The 17,617-nt window shown below is 69.0% G+C and carries 16 protein-coding genes; 8 read left to right on the top strand and 8 right to left on the bottom strand.

Translation table 11 applies throughout. From position 1 onward, the window contains the following. Window positions 1-15: 15 nt before the first annotated feature. The 3 genes from MKK58_RS22315 to rimP all read right to left on the bottom strand — a co-directional run bounded on the left by MKK58_RS22315 (window position 16) and on the right by rimP (window position 3,340). Window positions 16-777, bottom strand: a complete 762-nt coding sequence (locus tag MKK58_RS22315; protein ID WP_243914941.1) for an RNA-binding protein — start codon at window positions 775-777, stop codon at window positions 16-18. A gap of 77 nt (window positions 778-854) precedes the next feature. Next, window positions 855-2,459: a transcription termination factor NusA gene (gene nusA / locus MKK58_RS22310; RefSeq protein WP_243914938.1), complete on the bottom strand. Its 1,605-nt coding sequence runs from the start codon at window positions 2,457-2,459 to the stop codon at window positions 855-857. 77 nt (window positions 2,460-2,536) lie between these two features. Beyond that, window positions 2,537-3,340, bottom strand: coding sequence for a ribosome maturation factor RimP (gene rimP, locus MKK58_RS22305; RefSeq protein WP_243914922.1), 804 nt, complete (start codon window positions 3,338-3,340; stop codon window positions 2,537-2,539). Between the two features lie 221 nt (window positions 3,341-3,561). Between rimP and MKK58_RS22300 the strand changes: the two genes are divergently transcribed. Then, window positions 3,562-4,215: a CatB-related O-acetyltransferase gene (locus tag MKK58_RS22300; protein WP_243914916.1), complete on the top strand. Its 654-nt coding sequence runs from the start codon at window positions 3,562-3,564 to the stop codon at window positions 4,213-4,215. A gap of 621 nt (window positions 4,216-4,836) precedes the next feature. Here MKK58_RS22300 and MKK58_RS22295 read toward each other — a convergent pair. Together MKK58_RS22295 and MKK58_RS22290 are read right to left on the bottom strand one after the other, a co-directional pair. Continuing rightward, a complete protein-coding gene (locus MKK58_RS22295; RefSeq protein WP_243914915.1) occupies window positions 4,837-5,868 on the bottom strand; it encodes an aspartate-semialdehyde dehydrogenase in 1,032 nt (343 codons plus the stop codon). Between the two features lie 267 nt (window positions 5,869-6,135). Continuing rightward, complete coding sequence (locus MKK58_RS22290) at window positions 6,136-7,149, bottom strand: LLM class flavin-dependent oxidoreductase (RefSeq protein ID WP_243914914.1); 1,014 nt, start codon at window positions 7,147-7,149, stop codon at window positions 6,136-6,138. 262 nt (window positions 7,150-7,411) lie between these two features. On the opposite strand from MKK58_RS22290, the gene MKK58_RS22285 reads away from it, so the two are divergent. Further along, on the top strand, window positions 7,412-8,296 hold the full coding sequence (locus tag MKK58_RS22285) for a hypothetical protein (RefSeq protein ID WP_243914913.1): 885 nt from the start codon (window positions 7,412-7,414) through the stop codon (window positions 8,294-8,296). 103 nt (window positions 8,297-8,399) lie between these two features. Continuing rightward, window positions 8,400-8,807 (top strand): hypothetical protein, encoded by a 408-nt coding sequence (locus tag MKK58_RS22280; protein ID WP_238280820.1) that lies wholly within the window; start codon window positions 8,400-8,402, stop codon window positions 8,805-8,807. A gap of 73 nt (window positions 8,808-8,880) precedes the next feature. Here the strand turns inward: MKK58_RS22280 and leuB are convergent, their stop codons facing one another. Together leuB and MKK58_RS22270 are read right to left on the bottom strand one after the other, a co-directional pair. Then, window positions 8,881-9,984, bottom strand: coding sequence for a 3-isopropylmalate dehydrogenase (gene leuB / locus MKK58_RS22275; RefSeq protein ID WP_243914912.1), 1,104 nt, complete (start codon window positions 9,982-9,984; stop codon window positions 8,881-8,883). Between the two features lie 53 nt (window positions 9,985-10,037). Beyond that, on the bottom strand, window positions 10,038-11,000 hold the full coding sequence (locus tag MKK58_RS22270) for a polyprenyl synthetase family protein (RefSeq protein WP_243914910.1): 963 nt from the start codon (window positions 10,998-11,000) through the stop codon (window positions 10,038-10,040). A 117-nt stretch (window positions 11,001-11,117) separates the two neighbouring features. Here MKK58_RS22270 and mtgA point away from each other — a divergent pair, with 117 nt between their 5' ends. From mtgA to MKK58_RS22245, 5 genes are all read left to right on the top strand, one after another. Continuing rightward, window positions 11,118-11,816, top strand: a complete 699-nt coding sequence (gene mtgA / locus MKK58_RS22265) for a monofunctional biosynthetic peptidoglycan transglycosylase (protein ID WP_243914909.1) — start codon at window positions 11,118-11,120, stop codon at window positions 11,814-11,816. A gap of 105 nt (window positions 11,817-11,921) precedes the next feature. Continuing rightward, the gene (locus MKK58_RS22260; RefSeq protein ID WP_243914908.1) at window positions 11,922-12,488 is read left to right on the top strand and encodes a hypothetical protein; all 567 of its coding nucleotides are present in this window, start codon (window positions 11,922-11,924) and stop codon (window positions 12,486-12,488) included. A 229-nt stretch (window positions 12,489-12,717) separates the two neighbouring features. After that, window positions 12,718-14,460 carry an outer membrane beta-barrel protein gene (locus tag MKK58_RS22255; RefSeq protein ID WP_243914907.1) on the top strand — a complete coding sequence of 581 codons (1,743 nt, stop codon included), beginning with the start codon at window positions 12,718-12,720 and terminating at the stop codon, window positions 14,458-14,460. A gap of 160 nt (window positions 14,461-14,620) precedes the next feature. Continuing rightward, the gene (locus tag MKK58_RS22250; RefSeq protein WP_243914906.1) at window positions 14,621-15,385 is read left to right on the top strand and encodes a histidine phosphatase family protein; all 765 of its coding nucleotides are present in this window, start codon (window positions 14,621-14,623) and stop codon (window positions 15,383-15,385) included. Next, window positions 15,382-16,278 (top strand): NAD(P)H-hydrate dehydratase, encoded by an 897-nt coding sequence (locus MKK58_RS22245; RefSeq protein ID WP_243914905.1) that lies wholly within the window; start codon window positions 15,382-15,384, stop codon window positions 16,276-16,278. Before MKK58_RS22250 ends, MKK58_RS22245 begins: the two co-directional genes overlap by 4 nt. Window positions 16,279-16,321: 43 nt before the next feature. Here MKK58_RS22245 and MKK58_RS22240 read toward each other — a convergent pair whose 3' ends face one another. Further along, window positions 16,322-17,563, bottom strand: coding sequence for an argininosuccinate synthase (locus MKK58_RS22240; protein ID WP_243914904.1), 1,242 nt, complete (start codon window positions 17,561-17,563; stop codon window positions 16,322-16,324). Window positions 17,564-17,617: the final 54 nt, after the last annotated feature.

Raw genomic sequence — 17,617 nt, 5'->3', positions numbered from 1 at the left:
GGTAAATCCGTCATCTCAGTCGTCGTGCAGATCGGAAGCGGCCTGCCCATCACGGGCGAAACCGGCCTCCTCGGCCGTCGTCGCCAAACCCTCGAAGGAGCGGAGCCGACGCCAACGCGCAAGGCAGCCGGAACTTCCGACTCCTGCGACGAGAGCCGCATGTATCACATGATCCCGGCCCAAGGCCATGTCCAATTCGGTGTTGGACAGGTCATCGATGACGGGAATGCACGATATGGCACTGCCATGCCGCCGGTGCAATGCCGCGACGATCTTCCGGCGCCCGTCGGGGCTGCCGTCGGAGGCCTCGATCACCGCCGCGACCCCGGCCTTGTCGCCGATGGCCGACTCGACCTTGGCAAACCCCGCCACCACGCAGCCGGCCTTGTTGGCCAGCGACAGCGATTGGCGCAGGTCCGCCCGCAGGCCTTCGGCGACCCGATCCGCGAGGTCGCTCGGGGCGGCGGCGTCCTTGGTCTTGAAGGCGCGCTGGAAGGCGCGACGCTTGATCGCCTCGTTCACCGCCGCGCGGGTGGGCGTGAGCCAGGCGCCGCGGCCCGGCAGGCGTGCCCGCAGATCGGGCACCACCGCGCCGTCGGGCCCGAGCACGAAGCGGATCAGGCCGGCCGGCGCCTGGGCCACGCGCGTGACGAGGCATGTCCGCAGCGCATTGGAACGCCCGCGCCCGAGGCCCGGATCGAGCAGGGTGCTCTGGTCCGGCTCGGCCGCGTCTTGCTCCGGGGGGCCTTGGCCCAGGTCTGCGGTCTCGGGCGTCATGCCGCGCGGAAACTTTCAGGTGGGACATGCACAACCCCGCGATCGAAGGATCGCGGGGCGAAACGATTCGTGATCGCTCAGGCGGTGGCCGCCTCGTCCTCGCTGGTCTCCGCCTCGGCGTCCGCTTCGGCTGGCGCCTCGATCCAGCCCGCGTGGACGCGCGCGGCCATGACCATCGCCTCGGCCTCGGCGCGGGAGACCTCGAAGCCGTCGAGGTAGCCCGCGTGGCGCTTGGCCTCGGGGCCACGCCCCTCGGTGTAGCCAACGAGGTCGTCGGTGGCGCAGCCGGCCAGATCCTCGATCGTCTTCACGTCGTTCTCGCCCAGCGCCACCAGCATCGGGGTGGTGATGCCGTCGATCTCGCGCAGTTCGTCCTGAACGCCGAGCTCCTGACGCTTGGCATCGAACTCCGACTCGACGCGGGCCAGATGGTCCTGCGCGCGGGCCTGGATCTCGGTGCCGCTTTCCTCGTCGAGGCCCTGGATGTTGGCGAGTTCGCCGGGCTCGACGTAGGCGATCTCCTCGACGTTGCGGAAGCCTTCGGCCGCGAGGAGCTGGCCCACGGTCTCGTCCACGTCGAGGGCTTCCATGAATACGGCGGTGCGCTCGGCGAATTCCTTCTGGCGGCGCTCCGATTCCTCGGCTTCGGTCAGGATGTCGATGTCCCAACCGGTGAGTTGGCTCGCGAGGCGCACGTTCTGGCCGCGACGGCCGATGGCGAGCGACAGCTGGTCGTCCGGCACCACGACTTCGATGCGGTCGGCCTCCTCGTCGAGCACCACCTTGACGACCTCGGCCGGCTGGAGCGCGTTGACGATGAAGGTCGCCTGGTCCTCGGACCACGGGATGATGTCGATCTTCTCGCCCTGAAGCTCGCCGACCACCGCCTGGACGCGGGAGCCGCGCATGCCGACGCAGGCGCCCACCGGATCGATCGAGCCGTCCCGCGAGATCACCGCGATCTTGGCGCGGGAACCGGGATCGCGGGCCACCGCCTTCACCTCGACGATGCCGTCGTAGATCTCCGGAACTTCCTGGCCGAACAACTTGGCCATGAATTGCGGGTGCGAGCGCGAAAGGAAGATCTGCGGCCCGCGCACTTCCCGGCGCACGTCGAACAGGTAGGAGCGGATGCGGTCGCCCGGACGGAAGGTCTCGCGCGGGATCATCTCGTCGCGGCGCACGATGCCCTCGCCACGCCCCAAATCGACGATGACGTTGCCATACTCGACACGCTTCACGAGGCCGTTCACCACCTCGCCGATGCGGTCCTTGTACTCGTCGAACTGGCGGTCGCGCTCGGCGTCGCGCACCTTCTGGACGATGACCTGCTTGGCCGACTGGGCGGCGACGCGGCCGAAATCGAAGGGCGGTAGGGTGTCGGAGATCACGTCGCCGACGAGCGCCCCGGGATTGTAGCGGCGAGCCTGCTCCAGGGTAACCTCACGGGCGTCGTTCTCGACCTCGTCCACCACCACGAGGTGGCGCGACAGGCGTAAGGCACCGGTCTTCGGGTCGATCTCCGCATGCACGTCGGTCTCGGCGCCGTAGCGGGAGCGCGCGGCCTTGGCGATCGCTTCCTCCATGGCGTCGATGACGATGGAGCGGTCGATCACCTTCTCGCGGGCGACCGCTTCGGCGATCTGCAGGAGTTCGAGCCTGTTGGCGCTGACGACGGCCATCGGTTTTCGTCCTTCTCTTCGTCGTGTTCTGTCGCGACCCTCGCGCGCCACCGGGCGGAGGCGGGGATCCGGGCGTCTTAGTGGAGCTTGCCGTCTTCCTTCACCCGCACCGCCTTGGTGCGGACGGGCTTGGCCTTGTTCTTGGCCTTGATGGCGAGGCTCTCTTCGGTCTCGACCTTGATGGGCTTCGGCCTCTGCGAGGCCTTCGGCTTCAGGGGCCGGGTCACCTTCTTCTTAAGAGGGGCGGGCGCCGGTTCGGCCTCCGCCTCGATCTCCAAATCGTCGGCCTCTTCGTCATCGTCGTCCGCATCGAGAACGGGCGGCCCGCCCCGGCGCAGCGATTCGCGCACGAGTTCGTCGGTGAGCACGAGGTAGGCGTCGCCCAGATCCCGCAGGGGCAGGTCGATCCGGCTCGGCAGACCTTCCTTCACGTCGGGCAGGTCGATCGGCACGGTCTGCCCGTCCGGGTTCGGCGCACCGATGATGCCGCGGAAGCGCTTGCGGCCGTCCATCGGCACGGCGAGTTCCACCTTGGCCTCGTAGCCGGCCCAGCGCGCGAAATCGACGGCCCGCACCAGCGGCCGGTCGATGCCCGGCGAGGAGACTTCGAGGTAGTAGGCCTTGCCCACCGGGTCGTCGAGGTCGAGGAGCGGGGAGATCGCCCGGCTCACCGCCTCGCAATCGTCCACCGTCATGGTGCCGTCCGGCCGCTCGGCCATGATCTGCACCGTGCAGCCGTTGGCGCTCGACACCTTCACCCGGACGACGCGGTAGCCGAGGCCCTGGATCGAGCCCTCAATGACCTGCACCACCCGCGCGGCCACCCCCGTCTCGGTGATGAGGCGCTTTTCCGAGAGGTCACTGTCGATCGTGTCTGCCATGCTGCGCTTAGCGTCCGGCCCTGTCGGCGGCGATCCGGTGCGGAGGGCATGCGGCAATAAAAAAGAGCGGACCCGGTGGGGCCCACTCCCGAACCGCAGTCTCTCAACTGCAACCAGAACTGATTTCTTGTAACTAGGCCAGTTCACCGCGATTTTCAAGCCGTTTCGGTCCGCCGAGGCGCTGTTATCCCGGGCGGCAGACCTGATCTCCGGAGCCCCGCATGCCCCATGATCCCCGCTTCGGCCCCGACCCCGACAGCCTGCACCCGATCCCGGGCCACCCGCGCGTGACCTTCATCCGCAACCTGAGGCTGCCGCCGAATGTCGAGGTCGGCGCCTACACCTATTACGACGATCCCACCGGACCGGAGGCTTTCCTCGACAACATCCTCTACCACTTCGCCTTCCTGGGCGACCGCCTCCGAATCGGGCGCTTCTGCGCCCTCGCGGCCGGCACGCGCTTCATGATGAACGGCGGCAACCACCGCCTTGACGCACCGTCCACCTACCCGTTCGTGATCTTCGGCGGCGCCTGGGCCGGACGCTTTCCCGACGAGACAGCCTTCCCCAATCGCGGCGACACGGTGATCGGCCACGATGTCTGGCTCGGCCACGACGCGACGATCCTGCCCGGCGTCACCATCGGCGACGGCGCCGTGGTGGCGGCGAAATCCGTCGTCACCCGCGACGTGCCCCCTTACGCCATCGTGGCCGGCAACCCGGCCACCCTCGTGCGGATGCGCGTCCCCCTGGACGTCGCCGCCCGGCTCCAGGCCGTGGCCTGGTGGGACTGGGACATCGGGTGGATCACCCGGTGCCTGCCGGCGATCAGTGGTGGGGATGTGGCGGCGTTGGAGGCCGCGGCGGCCGGGTAAGCCGCCTTTGCCTTCAGAACGGGTATTGTCCGGAAGACCAGTAGGGCTCCAGCGGCGATCCGACGATGGTCTCCGCTTCCCAACGGCGCAGAATCGCGAAGAGGGCGTCCCAGTCTCCCGCCCGCAGCGGTTCGTCGAGGAGGCGAAGCCGTCCGCCACCCAGCGCCCGCCATCGCTCTGGCCTGCGGGCGTGCGGGGCTGATCGGGTCGTACTTCCGGCTCAACGACCGGCGCAGGCGGACCAGCTTGATCTTGGTGCGCAGTACGGCGAGGAGGAGGCGCAGGTCATGGGCTTCGGTGGCGTTCCGGGAGTGGCTCCAACGTTGGTTCTCGGACATCGCAATCGCTTTTGTTCATTCTTTGTTCCAGAAGCAAATAAACGAAACCGAGACAATATTTAAGGAATTTTGTCTCAGCTGAGGCGTGCTCGCGTGAACGCGAAACGCCGCCCCACGAGCGAGACGGCGTTGATCGGTTCAGGCTCCCGGACCTCAGCCGAGGTTCGTTCGAACCTCGGGATCCGGGGGTCGCCGCGGCACTCCTTCTCTCAGGAGGTGAGCCTGCGCTCTATCACTTCGGGCGGACCCTGAAATCATCCATCCCGTTGCCCAAAGAAGCGCTTCAGGCCGCCTGCTGCCGCTTCAACAGCTTCCGGTTCACCAGCATCTCGGCGATCTGCACGGTGTTGAGCGCCGCGCCCTTGCGCAGGTTGTCGGCGACGCACCAGAAGTTCAGGCCGTTCTCCACCGTGGCGTCCTCGCGGATGCGGGAGACGTAGGTGGCGTCCTCGCCGGCGGCCTCGTGCGGGGTCATGTAGCCGCCGGGCTCGCGCTTATCGACCACCATGAGGCCGGGGGCCGAGCGCAGGATCGCGGTGGCCTGCTCGGCCGTGATCGGGCGCTCGAACTCGACGTTCACGGCTTCCGCGTGGCCGATGAAGACCGGCACGCGCACGGCGGTGGCGGTGAGCTTGATCTTGGGGTCGAGCATCTTCTTGGTCTCGGCGACCATCTTCCACTCTTCCTTCGTGTAGCCATCCTCCATGAACACATCGATGTGCGGGATGACGTTGAAGGCGATGCGCTTCGTGAACTTCTCGGCCTTGATCTCGCCGGCGGTGAAGACCGAGCGGGTCTGCTGGAAGAGCTCGTCCATGGCGTCCTTGCCGGCGCCGGAGACGGACTGGTAGGTCGCCACCACCACGCGCTTGATCGTGGCGGCATCGTGGAGCGGCTTCAGCGCGACCACGAGCTGCGCCGTGGAGCAATTCGGGTTAGCGATGATGTTGAGCTTGGAGAAGCCGTGGATGGCGTCCGGGTTCACCTCGGGCACGATCAGCGGCACGTCCTGGTGGTAGCGGAAGGCCGAGGAGTTATCGATCACGACGCAGCCGGTCTGGCCGATGCGGGGCGACCACTCCTTCGAGGTCTCGCCGCCGGCCGACATCAGGCAGATGTCCGTGTCGGAGAAGTCGTAGGAATCGAGGGCCTTCACCTTCAGGATCTTGTCGCCGAAGGACACCTCCTGACCGGCCGAGCGGCGCGATGCGATCGCCACCACCTCGTCCGCCGGAAAAGCGCGCTCGGACAGGATGTCCAGCATCTCGCGGCCCACATTGCCCGTGGCACCCACGACGGCGACCTTGTAACCCATGGTTCTTCACTCCGCTCTGCGCGGGCGCCGAGGGGCGGGGCGGCGCCCGGCCGGTCCGGCGAGGCGCAGCGTCCGGTCCCGGCGCCGTTCTCAAGCCTCCCTGCCGTGCGCCGAGCCACCCGGGGTGGCCGGCGGCCCGCCGGCCGCGAAGGTTCGCGGCCCGATCCCGGTCCGCTCAGTCCGGCGACCGCCGCATCGCAGCATGCGTCGCCAAGGGCGGGAGCAAGACGCCTCGCTCCCGCCGCTGTCAAGGGTCGGCCACCCCGATCAGGCCACCAGGGCGGCCGGGACGGCGCCGAGGGCGTCCCGCGCCTCCGCCAGGATCGTGTAGGATCGCCGCCGCGCAGCGGGGTCGTGGATCGCCGCCGCCGCCATGATCTCGTCGGCGCCGGTCTCGCGGATCAGGTCCGCGAGACCCTGCCGCACGGTCTCGGGCGAGCCGACGAGGGCGCGGGACAGCATCCGCGAGGCCTGCGCCTTCTCGTGGGGCGCCCAATAATCCTCGATGTCGTCGATGGGCGGCCGCAGGAGGCCGCGTGTGCCGCGCACGAGGTTGGTGAATTGCTGCTGGGCCGAAGTGAACAGCCGGCGCGCTTCGGCGTCGGTCTCCGCCGCCACCACGTTCACGCCGATCATCGCGTGCGGCCGGCTCAACTGCGCCGAGGGCTGGAAGCGCTCGCGGTAGATCCTGAGCGCGGGCAGCAGCTGCTCGGGCGCGAAGTGCGAGGCGAAGGCATAAGGGAGCCCCAGCATCGCGGCGAGCTGCGCGCCGTAGGTGCTCGAGCCGAGGATCCAGAGGGGCACCCTCAACCCCGTGCCCGGAACCGCCTGGACCGCCTGCCCGGGTTGCGCGTCGCCGAACAGCGCCTGGAGTTCCAGCACGTCCTGCGGGAAGGTGTCGGCGGCGTCGGCCGAGCGCCGCAGAGCCCGGGTGGTGCGCGCGTCCGTGCCGGGCGCCCGCCCGAGGCCGAGGTCGATTCGGCCGGGGAACAGGGTCTCAAGGGTGCCGAACTGTTCGGCGATCACCAGGGGGGCGTGGTTCGGCAGCATGATGCCACCCGCGCCGACGCGGATCGTGCGGGTGCCGGCCGCGACGTGACCGATCACGACGGCGGTCGCCGCGCTGGCCACACCGATCATGTTGTGGTGCTCGGCGAGCCAGAACCGCCGATAGCCGTGCTCTTCCGCGTGGCGGGCGAGGTCCAGGCTGTTGCGCAGGGCATCCGCGGGCGTCGCGCCCTCGGGCACGAAGGCGAGGTCGAGGACGGAAAGGGGGATCATGGATTCCTTGGGTGATGTCGCGCGGTGGTGCCCCCTGCATCAGATCGCGATGGGCTGCGCGTGCTGCAAGCCGGGGCGGGCATGTGTCGCCCGCATGGGTCGATACCGATGATTCACCGTTTCGGCGGAAAGCCCCGATTCGTCGCCCCTTCGGAAACCCGCGCTTGGCGCAGGCGCAGGCAGTGTCGGTTCGTATGGGCGGCCTCCGGTCGCCAGCGAATCCCGGAACGCGATGCGAACGGTCCCGATGCCAGCAGCCCCGATGCGAACACCCTCCGAAGGAGAGGATTCCGGTTCGGACCTCACGGTCCCGGCCAAGCGGCGGCGTTCGCTCCTGTCGGTGCGCAACCTGGCTCGGGTGGCGGGCGCCGGTATGGCGATCGCGGCCTTGAGCCTCGTGGTGCAGGAGGGGCGGCCCCGCGCGACGCTGCCGGCGGTCGGCGCCGAGGGCGGTCCCGGCATGGTGCCTGCCTCCGCACAGGTCGTCCGTGCCGCGAGACCTCTCGCCGAGACGGCGCCGCGCTTCCACCTCGACGATCCCGAGGCGATCGAGCCGCCGCGCGCCGAGGCCGCCCGCCGCAATCCGGCGAGCGGACGCCGGGAGGATGTTGTGATTCAGGGCGGCTTCGACACGATCGAGGCGGCCTACCTGCGCCTGACCCTGACCGAGTTGTCCGATCCAGAACCGGCTCCGAGCCTGTTCATCACCCTGGCCCGGCGTGCCGCGGACGGTCAGGCCCTGGCCGTGATCCGCACGGGTGAGCGGAGCACGATCGAGACGAAGTTCGGCCCGATGGAGACCCTCGAGGTGACCCTCGGCGGCGACGGCAAGCGCACCTGCACCGGTTTCGTGAGCCTGAACCCCGGCACGATCCGCCTCGACGGCTGGCTCTGCGCCCCCCTCGGGCAGGCGCCGGAGCCGCGCGCCATCACCTGCCTTCTCGACAAGGTCGCGCTGAACGGTCAAGCTTCGCCCGAGATGGCGGCCGCCTTCGCGGCGTTCGAGGCCCGGCGCGATCCCGGCTGCGCACCGCAGGCCGCCCGCGCCGCCACCCGTGAGATCGGCAGCGAGACCGGATCGCTCGCGAGCCGCGCTACACGAAAAAATGAGGCCAAACTGCGGCGATCTCGCGAAGCGCGGCCATAATCCGGGAACCTCGGCCGCTCTGGCACGTCTTCATTCCATACGGAGGCCCCGAGTTTCTTAAGGAACCCGGGCTACAGTCCCACAGTCTCAACGAAGGTGCGTCATGCGCTCTGTCTCGATTGCCCTGATGGGCGCTCTCACTCTCGCAGCCGTCGGCGCGAACACCGCAGCCGAGGCTCAAGGGCGCTATGCGCCGGCCGGCTACCGCGTGAGCCAGCCCCTGCCGATCCGCATCCGTCCGCGCAGCTGGCTCGACGCCGGCAACGTGGTGGAGGCGAACAATGGTTCGGTCGGCAACCCGGCGACGAACCCGCACTTCATCACGGCGAGCTACCTGAATTCGCCGCCCTACGGCCGCAACGATCGCTTCGGCGGCGGCATCCTGCCCGATCCGATTACCAACGGCCCGTTCATCGGCGCCCGTTCGAGCGCGATCCGCAACGTCGACTTCTCGGCCGTCGACGCGATTGACCCGACCTCTTACGTCTCGCGCTTCGGCAACCCCTACTAAGTCCGACCTCACGGCTGGATATGCGACGGGCCCCTCGTGGGGCCCGTTTTCGTTTGCGTCTAGGGCGCGCCGCTCAAGCGGCGTGCTTCAGTTCGCGGATGATCGCGTCGCCCATCTCGGACGTGCTGATCGGGGTAATGCCCTCGGCGGCGATGTCCCGTGTACGGGCGCCGGAGGCGAGGGTGCGGGTGACGGCGGACTCCAGCAGGTCTGCGGCCTCGCCGAGACCGAAGGAGTAGCGCAGGCACATGGCGAGCGAGCCGATCATCGCGATCGGGTTCGCGTAGCCCTTGCCAGCGATGTCCGGCGCTGAACCGTGGACGGGCTCGTAGAGGGCCTTACGGCTGCCCTTGGCGTCGACGGCGCCCAGCGACGCGGAGGGCAGCATGCCGAGCGATCCGGTGAGCATCGCGGCCACGTCCGAGAGCACGTCGCCGAACAGGTTGTCCGTGACGAGGACGTCGTACTGCTTGGGCCGGCGCACCAGTTGCATGGCGCAGTTGTCGGCGAGCACGTGCTCCAGGGTGACGTCGCTGTAATCCGCGTGGACCTTGGTGACGACCTCCTTCCAGAGCACGCCGGACTTCATCACGTTGTGCTTCTCGGCCGAGGCGACCCGGCCCGAGCGCTTGCGCGCGAGGTCGAAGGCGACGTGGGCGATCCGCTCGATCTCGGCCGTCGTGTAGACCTGCGTGTCGACGGCGCGCTTCGAGCCGTCGGGCAGGGTGGTGATCTCCTTCGGCTCGCCGAAATAGACGCCGCCGGTGAGCTCGCGCACGATCATGATGTCGAGGCCCTCGACCAGCTCGCGCTTCAGGGCGGAGGCGTCGGCGAGCGCCGGGTAGCAGATCGCCGGGCGCAGGTTGGCGAACAGGCCGAGATCCTTGCGCAGGCGCAGGAGGCCCGCCTCCGGCCGGATCTCGTAGGCGACATCCGCCCATTTCGGGCCGCCGACCGCGCCGAGCAGGATGGCGTCGGCGGCATCGGCCCGAGCCAGAGCCTCGTCGGTGAGGGGCTTCCCGTGGGCGTCGATGGCGCTGCCGCCGACGAGATCGCGCTCGATCTCGAAGCGGGCGAGACCCAGCGCGTCCAGGGCGCCGATCACCTTCTCGACTTCCGCCATGACCTCGGGGCCGATGCCGTCGCCGGGCAGGAGCAGGAGCTTGTAGGAGGTCATGACATCAACTCGCGATCAGTTTTCTTCGAAGGACGGGTGCGTTCGATCCGCCGTCAGACCTTGCGCGCCACCGTAAACCGCGCCGCCTGCCGCAGGGTCTCGGCCTTGTCGCCCCAGGCCGCCACCGCCTCCTCGCAGACGCCGACGAGGCGGTCGCACTCGGCGCGGGCGCCATCGAGGCCGAGCCGGTCGACCAAAGTCGCCTTGCCGGCATCCTTGTCCTTGCCGGTAGCCTTGCCCATGGCCTCGGACGAGGCTTCGCGGTCGAGGATGTCGTCGGCGATCTGGAAGGCCTGGCCCAGCGCGTGGCCGTAGCGCAGGAGCGCCTTGCGCTGGTCCGGCGTCGCGCCGCCGACGATCGCGCCGGCCTCGACCGAGAATGCCAGGATCGCACCCGTCTTCATCGCCTGCATCTGCAAGGTGTCGTCGACGCCGAGCGACACCGGGCCGAAGCGGCCCTCGGCGCCGAGATCGAGGAGCTGGCCGCCCACCATGCCGCCGAGGCCCGAGGCCTTGGCGAGGCCGAGCACGAGGTCGGCACGGATCGCCGGGTCGGGCTGCCAGGCGGCATCGGCCAGGATCTCGAAGGCCAGGGTCTGGAGCGCGTCGCCGACGAGAATCGCGGTGGCCTCGTCGTAGGCCTTGTGCACGGTCGGCTTGCCACGGCGCATGTCGTCGTCGTCCATGGCCGGCATGTCGTCGTGGACGAGGGAATAGCAGTGCACCAACTCGATGGCCGAGCCGGCCGCGAGGGCGCCGGTCTCGGCGCCGCCGAGCATCCGGGCGGTCTCAATGGCGAGGAACGGGCGCAGGCGCTTGCCGCCGCCGAGCACGGCATGACGCATCGCCTCCATCAGGCGCACCGGCCGGGTGATCTCGCCGGCCTGGGTCTCGGGGCTCAGCCGCTCAGCGAGGTAGGCCTCCACCGTGTCGGCGACCGTGGCAAGCCTGTGGGAAAACGCGTCGACCGGGGCATCCGCCTTGACCGAAGCGTGGGATCCTTGCGTTGAGGTCATGTTCGGTCGGGCCTTCGGTCAGACGTCTTCGGGTCGCGGGCGAGGGAGGTTCGAATTCAGGACGGGCGAGACAGCGCGGAGCGGCCGCTGCGACAGGTTTCGGAGCGCCCGCTGCCGATGCGCAGTGCATCCGGCCGGACGCGGACTCGGGGCGTGCGGTGGATCGTCAATCGCCTCCTGCTCCTCCCCGTCATCGGCCTCGTCCTCTTGTTGTCGCTCGCGCTCGTCTATAGTGCGCTGACCCCGCCCTCAACCCTGATGCTCGGGCGATGGTTGACGCTGAAGTCCGTCGACCGGCAGGTCGTCGGCCTCGACGGGATCTCGCCCTACCTGATCCAGGCGGTCGTCGCCTCCGAGGACCAGCGCTACTGCCTGCATGACGGCGTGGATTGGGGCGCCCTGCGCGATGTTGTCGACGACGAGGAGGGCCCGAGCCGCGGCGCTTCGACGATCCCGATGCAGACGGTGAAGAACGTCTTCCTGTGGCCGGGCCGCTCGGTGATCCGCAAGGCCCTGGAGATCCCCCTGGCGCTCGTGGCCGACACCCTCTGGGGCAAGCCCCGCACGATGGAGATCTACCTCAACATCGCCGAGTGGGGAGATGGCGTGTTCGGCGCGGAGGCCGCGGCGCAGCGCTGGTTCGGCAAGCCGGCCCGCACGCTCACGCGGGGCGAGGCGGCGCTGCTCGCGGCCGTCCTGCCGAACCCGATCCTGCGCAATCCCGCCCTGCCGTCGCGCGGCGTGCGCGCCCAGGCCGCCCGCATCCAGGCACGGATGAACGGCGTCTTGGGTCTCATGGGCTGCCTGAAACGGTAGCCCCGGGGAAAGGGATCGGCTACCTGCCGCCCCAGACCTGCCAACGACCACGAACTCCCGGCGACCAGCACGGACCCGCGCGGCCCTACGGGCGAAAGACCGACGATGACCCAGCCGACCTTCGAACTCACCCTGGAGCGCATCGCGCTGATCCGCCGGATGGTGGTGGCCTGGAATTCCGAAGGTGTCGGCGCACCCATCGTCCATCCGGATGCGCCCTACGGCAGCACCGACCGCGACGGCGACATCTTCAACGTCACCGGCGACGACGACGGCGCGGACGAGGAGCACCGCGCGCTCGGCGACGCCCTCGCGGTGTTCACCGCCAATGCCGTCCTCAAGCCGGGGCGCTACGCCTACCACAACACCCTGGCCAAGCTGGCCTCCGACGATGTCGGCGACGTCTTTCGCGACGAGACCACCGGCGAGACGCCCGAGCACGTCACCTTCGACGTGACGGCCGAGCAGGTCGCCCGCGTCCAAGCCCTGGCGATTCGCTGGGACGCCGCCCGCGACGTTCCGGCGGTGGACACCCAGGCTCCCTATGGCCCGGGAGCCGATCTGCCGGCCGAGCACCGCGAGATGCAGCCGGTGCTGCAGATCTTCCTGCGCTACGGGGATCTCGGGCCGGGCGACTTCGCCCGGACAGCGGCGGGCTGGCGGCCGGCCTGATTCGCACGCCCGCGTTCTCAGCGCGCATCGACCCTCAGAACAGGGCCTCGCCGCGCGGCCGACGAGGTTCTAATCCGTCACGATGACGTCATCGGGTCTGTCCTGAACGTCGATGCCCCAGCGCATCGCGAATCCTTCAACTCGTACCGGAAGTGCGTGACTGCGCGGCCACAGACGGGGCGCTAATCCTGCGTGACAGTGCGGGCGGCAGTTTCCGGAGTAGTCCCCCGTGCGGTCCGTCCTTCTCGCTGTTCCCATGCTCGGCCTCGCCTACGCCGCCGCAGCGGATCTCGCTCAGCGCACGCCACCGCCGGCGGTCGCTGAGATCGGCGCGCCGGCCTTCACCTGGACCGGCTTCTACGCCGGCCTCTTCCTCGGTTACGGCTCCTTGGGGGCGAGCGGCACGCAGACCTGTATCGGTCCCCGCAGCGTCATCAACGGGCCGGGCTGCGCACCGTTTCCCGCACTCTCGCCGCGGCCCCGGGCCGACGACCTCTCCGCGGGCAGCGAGATCGGCTACAATATCCAGTTGGCACCGGGCACCGGCCCGGTTTTCGGCCTCGCCGCCGATTACCAAGCGACCCGTCTGCGGGGATATGGCGAGAGCGAGGGGTTCTTCCCCATCGTCCCGACGGCCTTCAACGAAGGCGCGACCTACCATCTGGGCCAGCGCCTCGACGGGCTCGGGACCGTGCGTGGCAAGGTGGGGTACGCGTTCGACCGCCTCTACCTCTACGGCACGGGCGGCGCCGCCTATGGCCAGGTCCGCATCGATGTCGATACGGCCTTTGGAAACGATACGTTTCAGGCGCGAGGGCTGCTCGGTGGGTTTCGCCTCGGCTACGCGGCCGGTGGTGGCGCCGAGTACGCGATCAGCCCGCATCTCTCGGTCAAGGCGGAAGGGCTCTACTACGACCTCGGTGAGCGCACGGTCTACGACCGGGCGACCCTGGGCGGCGCACGCTATGGCGGCACCATCGCCACGCGGGGCTTTCTCGGCCGGGTCGGCCTCAATTACCGGTTCGGCAGCGGTATCCCGGGCCTGGGTCTCCTCGACGATGTCCGCAGCGTGCTGGAGCCGGTGGCCTACACGCCCCTCCCGGCCTCGGACTGGGCTTTCGAGACGGGCGCGCGCTACGTGTATAGCACCGGCCGGTTCCGCTATCGGCTCGGCGCACCCGGCAATGCCGCGCAGACGAATTCCCGCCTCACCTATGACAGCGTCGGCGCGCATGCGAGCGAGAGCTTCCTGCGGTTCGACCACAACCCGACAGGCTTGTTCGCGAAAGCGTTCGTAGGCTCGGGCATCGTGACGTCCGGCCGGCAGACCGACGAGGATTTCCCGCCCGTCGCGCGCCCCTACTCCCGCACCACCTCGACGATCTCCGACGGTGACATCGGCTACGCGGTGGCGGATGCGGGCGCCAACATCCTGGTCGGTGACACCTACAGGCTCGGGGCATTCGCCGGTTACCAGTACGTCTCCGAATTCATCGATGCGTTCGGGTGCGCGCAGCGCGTGGGGGGCAGCTTCTGCACGCAGACCGTTCCGACGAGCGTGAAGGTGTTCACTCAGGACGCGCATTGGCACGCGCTGCGGCTCGGCCTGACCGGCGAAATGCGGTTCGATCGCCTGAAGCTGTCCGCCGAGGCCGCCTACCTGCTGGTCGTCGACCTTTCGGGGTTCGATCATCACTGGCTGCGGGCGAGCATCAATCCGTTGCCGCAATCCGGTTCCGGCAGCGGGTACTTCCTTCAAGCTCTCCTGTCCTACGACCTGACGCAGAAGATCAGCGTCGGCGTCGGCGGTCGATACTGGTCGATGGAGACCGGCACCGGGCGCACGAAATTCCCGCTGCTCCAGGCCAGCCCGACGAAGTTCGAGACCCATCGGGCCGGTGCCTTCCTGCAGGCATCCTACGCCTTCACCGACAAGAGTTTCGATTTGGGTTCCGTGCTGTCGCGGCCCTGATGAGGGTGTCGAGGCCATCGCCCACCCCAATCGCGTGCCCCGCATGCCCTTTCACGGTCTCGCCCTGGGCATGCGGCGTGGATGCAGGACACAGGGTGCGAACACAGGCGCCGCGACGAACGTTGGGACCAAGGATCATTCATCCTCGGGGGCCTGACGAATGCTGCAACGCTGGCCGAGCCGGATCTGGATCGTCCGCCACGGCGAGAGCGCCGGCAACGTCGCCCGCGACGCGGCCCTCGAGGCCGGATCCGAGCGCATCGATATCGCGGAGCGCGACGTCGACGTTCCCTTGAGCGAGCGCGGCCGCCGGCAGGCCGAGGCACTGGGGCGCTGGTTCTCCGAGATGCCGGAGGCCGAGCGCCCGAACGTGGTGCTGACCTCGCCCTACCGCCGGGCCCAGCAGACCGTGGCGGGCATCCGGGGAGCCGGCGGCGTGGCGGCGGACGCGCCGGAGGACTACGTCGATGAGCGTCTGCGCGAGAAGGAACTCGGGCTCCTCGACCGCCTGACCCGATCGGGGATCGAGGCGCTCCACCCGGAACAGGCCGAACTGCGCGCACGCCTGGGCAAATTCTACTACCGGCCGACCTGCGGCGAGAGCTGGTGCGACGTCATCCTGCGCCTGCGCAGCGCGATGGATACGGTCTCCCTGCACCACGGCGAAAAGCGCGTTCTGATCGTCGCCCATCAGGTGGTGGTGCTCTGCCTGCGCTACCTGATCGAGAACCTCAGCGAAGCCGAGATTCTCGGCATCGATGCCGAGGGCGACGTGCTGAACTGCTCGGTCACCGAGTACGCGTTCCGGGCCGAGGCCGGGTCCACGGGGCACCTCCACCTCGCGCGCTACAATTTCGTCGCCCCGGTGCAGCGGGCGGGAGCCCCCGTCACCGCCGAACCCTCGCTGACGGAAGACGTGCGATGACCGCGACCGAACTCGACGCGGCATGCTTGGCGGAGCGTCCGCTTCCGACTCCGGACGCCGGCAGCAAGGACGATCGCGGCAGCGTGCTCGTCCTCGGGGGCTGCGCGGAGGTCCCGGGTGCCGTCTTCCTCGCCGGCGTCGCGGCCCTGCGGGCGGGCGCGGGCAAGCTCAAGATCGCCTCGGTCCGGTCCGTCGCGGTGGCGATGGCCCTGGCCGTCCCGGAGGCGATGGTGATCGGCCTGCCCGAAACCGATGCGGGCGAGATCGAAGCCGAGACGGCGGCGGCCTGCATCGCCCGGGCGGCCGAGCGCTGCGATGCCGTGCTGCTCGGGCCCGGCATGAACACCTGCGACGTCACCACGACGTTGGTCCGCGCACTCCTCGCGGAGCAGAACGCGACCGCCTACGTCCTCGACGCCGGTGCGATCTGCGGCCTCGCGGCCCATGCCGAGACGGTGCGCGCCCTCGAATCCCCACCCGTGCTCACGCCGCACGCGGGCGAGATGGCGCAACTCCTCGACTGGAAGCGCGAGGCGGTGGAGGCCGAGCCTCTGAAGGCGGCGCTGCGGGCCGCTGAGATGCTGCGCGCCGTCGTGGTGATGAAGGGGGCGGAGAGCTGGGTCGTCGCCCCCGACGGTACGCACTGGCACTACGGAGGCGGCAGCGTCGGCCTCGCTACCTCCGGCTCCGGGGACGCCCTCGCGGGCCTCGTCACCGGTATCCGGGCTCGCGGCGCCGACCCACTGACGGCGGCCCTATGGGGTGTCTTCCTTCATGGCGAAGCGGGGGCCCGCCTCGCGAAATCGGTGGGTCCCGTGGGCTTCCTGGCTCGGGAGATCTCCGGCGAGGTGCCGCGGATCCTACGGGAATTCTTCGCCCGCCCGACCCCTTAGCCGGATCCCCTCCGGGGAGGGGACCCGACCGACCCCTTATCGCTCAGGCGCCGAGCTTCTTCTTGCGCTGGGCGAGCGTACGCAGGCGCAGGGCGTTGAGCTTGATGAAGCCGGCCGCGTCGCGATGGTCGTAGGCGACCGCGCCCTCCTCGAAGGTGACGAGGTCCTGGTCGTAGAGCGAGTTCGCGCTGGTGCGGCCGATGACGTGGACGCCGCCCTTGTAGAGCTTCAGCCGGACCTCGCCGGTGACCATCTCCTGGCTCTTGTCGATCAGCGCCTGGAGCATCTCTCGCTCCGGCGAGAACCAGAAGCCGTTGTAGATCAGCTCCGCGTATTGCGGCATCAGCTGGTCCTTGAGGTGCGCGGCACCCCGGTCCAGCGTGATCGACTCGATGGCGCGGTGAGCGGGCAGCAGGATGGTGCCGCCCGGCGTCTCGTACATGCCGCGGCTCTTCATGCCGACGAAGCGGTTCTCGACGAGGTCGAGGCGTCCGATGCCGTTGTCGTGGCCGAGCTGGTTGAGCTTCGCCAGCAGGCTCGCGGGCGACAGCCGCTCGCCGTCGATCGAGACCGCGTCGCCCTTCTCGAAGCCGATGGTGATGACGGTGGGCGTCTCGGGTGCCTCCTCGGGCGAAATTGTGCGCGAGTAGACGTAGTCCGGCACCTCGTCGGCGGGGTCTTCCAGCACTTTGCCCTCGGAGGAGGCGTGCAGGAGGTTGGCATCCACCGAGAACGGGCTCTCGCCGCGCTTGTCCTTCGAGATCGGAATCTGGTGGGCTTCCGCGAAGGCGATGAGCTGCTCGCGGCTCTTCAGGTCCCACTCGCGCCAGGGGGCGATGACGGTCACGTCGGGCTTCAGGGCGTAGTAGCCGAGCTCGAACCGGACCTGGTCGTTGCCCTTGCCGGTGGCGCCGTGACAGACGGCGTCCGCTCCGAGCCGCTCGGCGATCTCGATCTGCTTCTTGGCGATCAGCGGCCGGGCGATGGAGGTGCCCAGAAGATACACGCCCTCGTAGACGGCGTTGGCGCGGAACATGGGGAAAACGTAGTCGCGGACGAATTCCTCGCGCAGGTCCTCGATGAAGATGTTTTCGGGCTTGATGCCGAGGAGTTCGGCTTTTCTGCGCGCCGGCTCCAGTTCCTCGCCCTGGCCGAGATCGGCCGTGAAGGTGATGACCTCACAGCCATAGGTGGTCTGCAGCCATTTCAGGATGATCGAGGTGTCGAGGCCGCCCGAATAGGCGAGCACGACCTTGTTGACGGGCTTCGGGTTCGCGTCGGTCATCGGGCTCGCTCGGGTTCTGGCAGTGGGATTGCGGCGGCTTATCAGCGGAGCGCC

The organism is Methylobacterium sp. J-078, assembly GCF_022829285.1.
GTDB lineage: Bacteria > Pseudomonadota > Alphaproteobacteria > Rhizobiales > Beijerinckiaceae > Methylobacterium.
The sequence above is the reverse complement of the archived record's forward strand: the minus strand, read 5'-3'. Positions and strand labels throughout refer to the sequence as shown.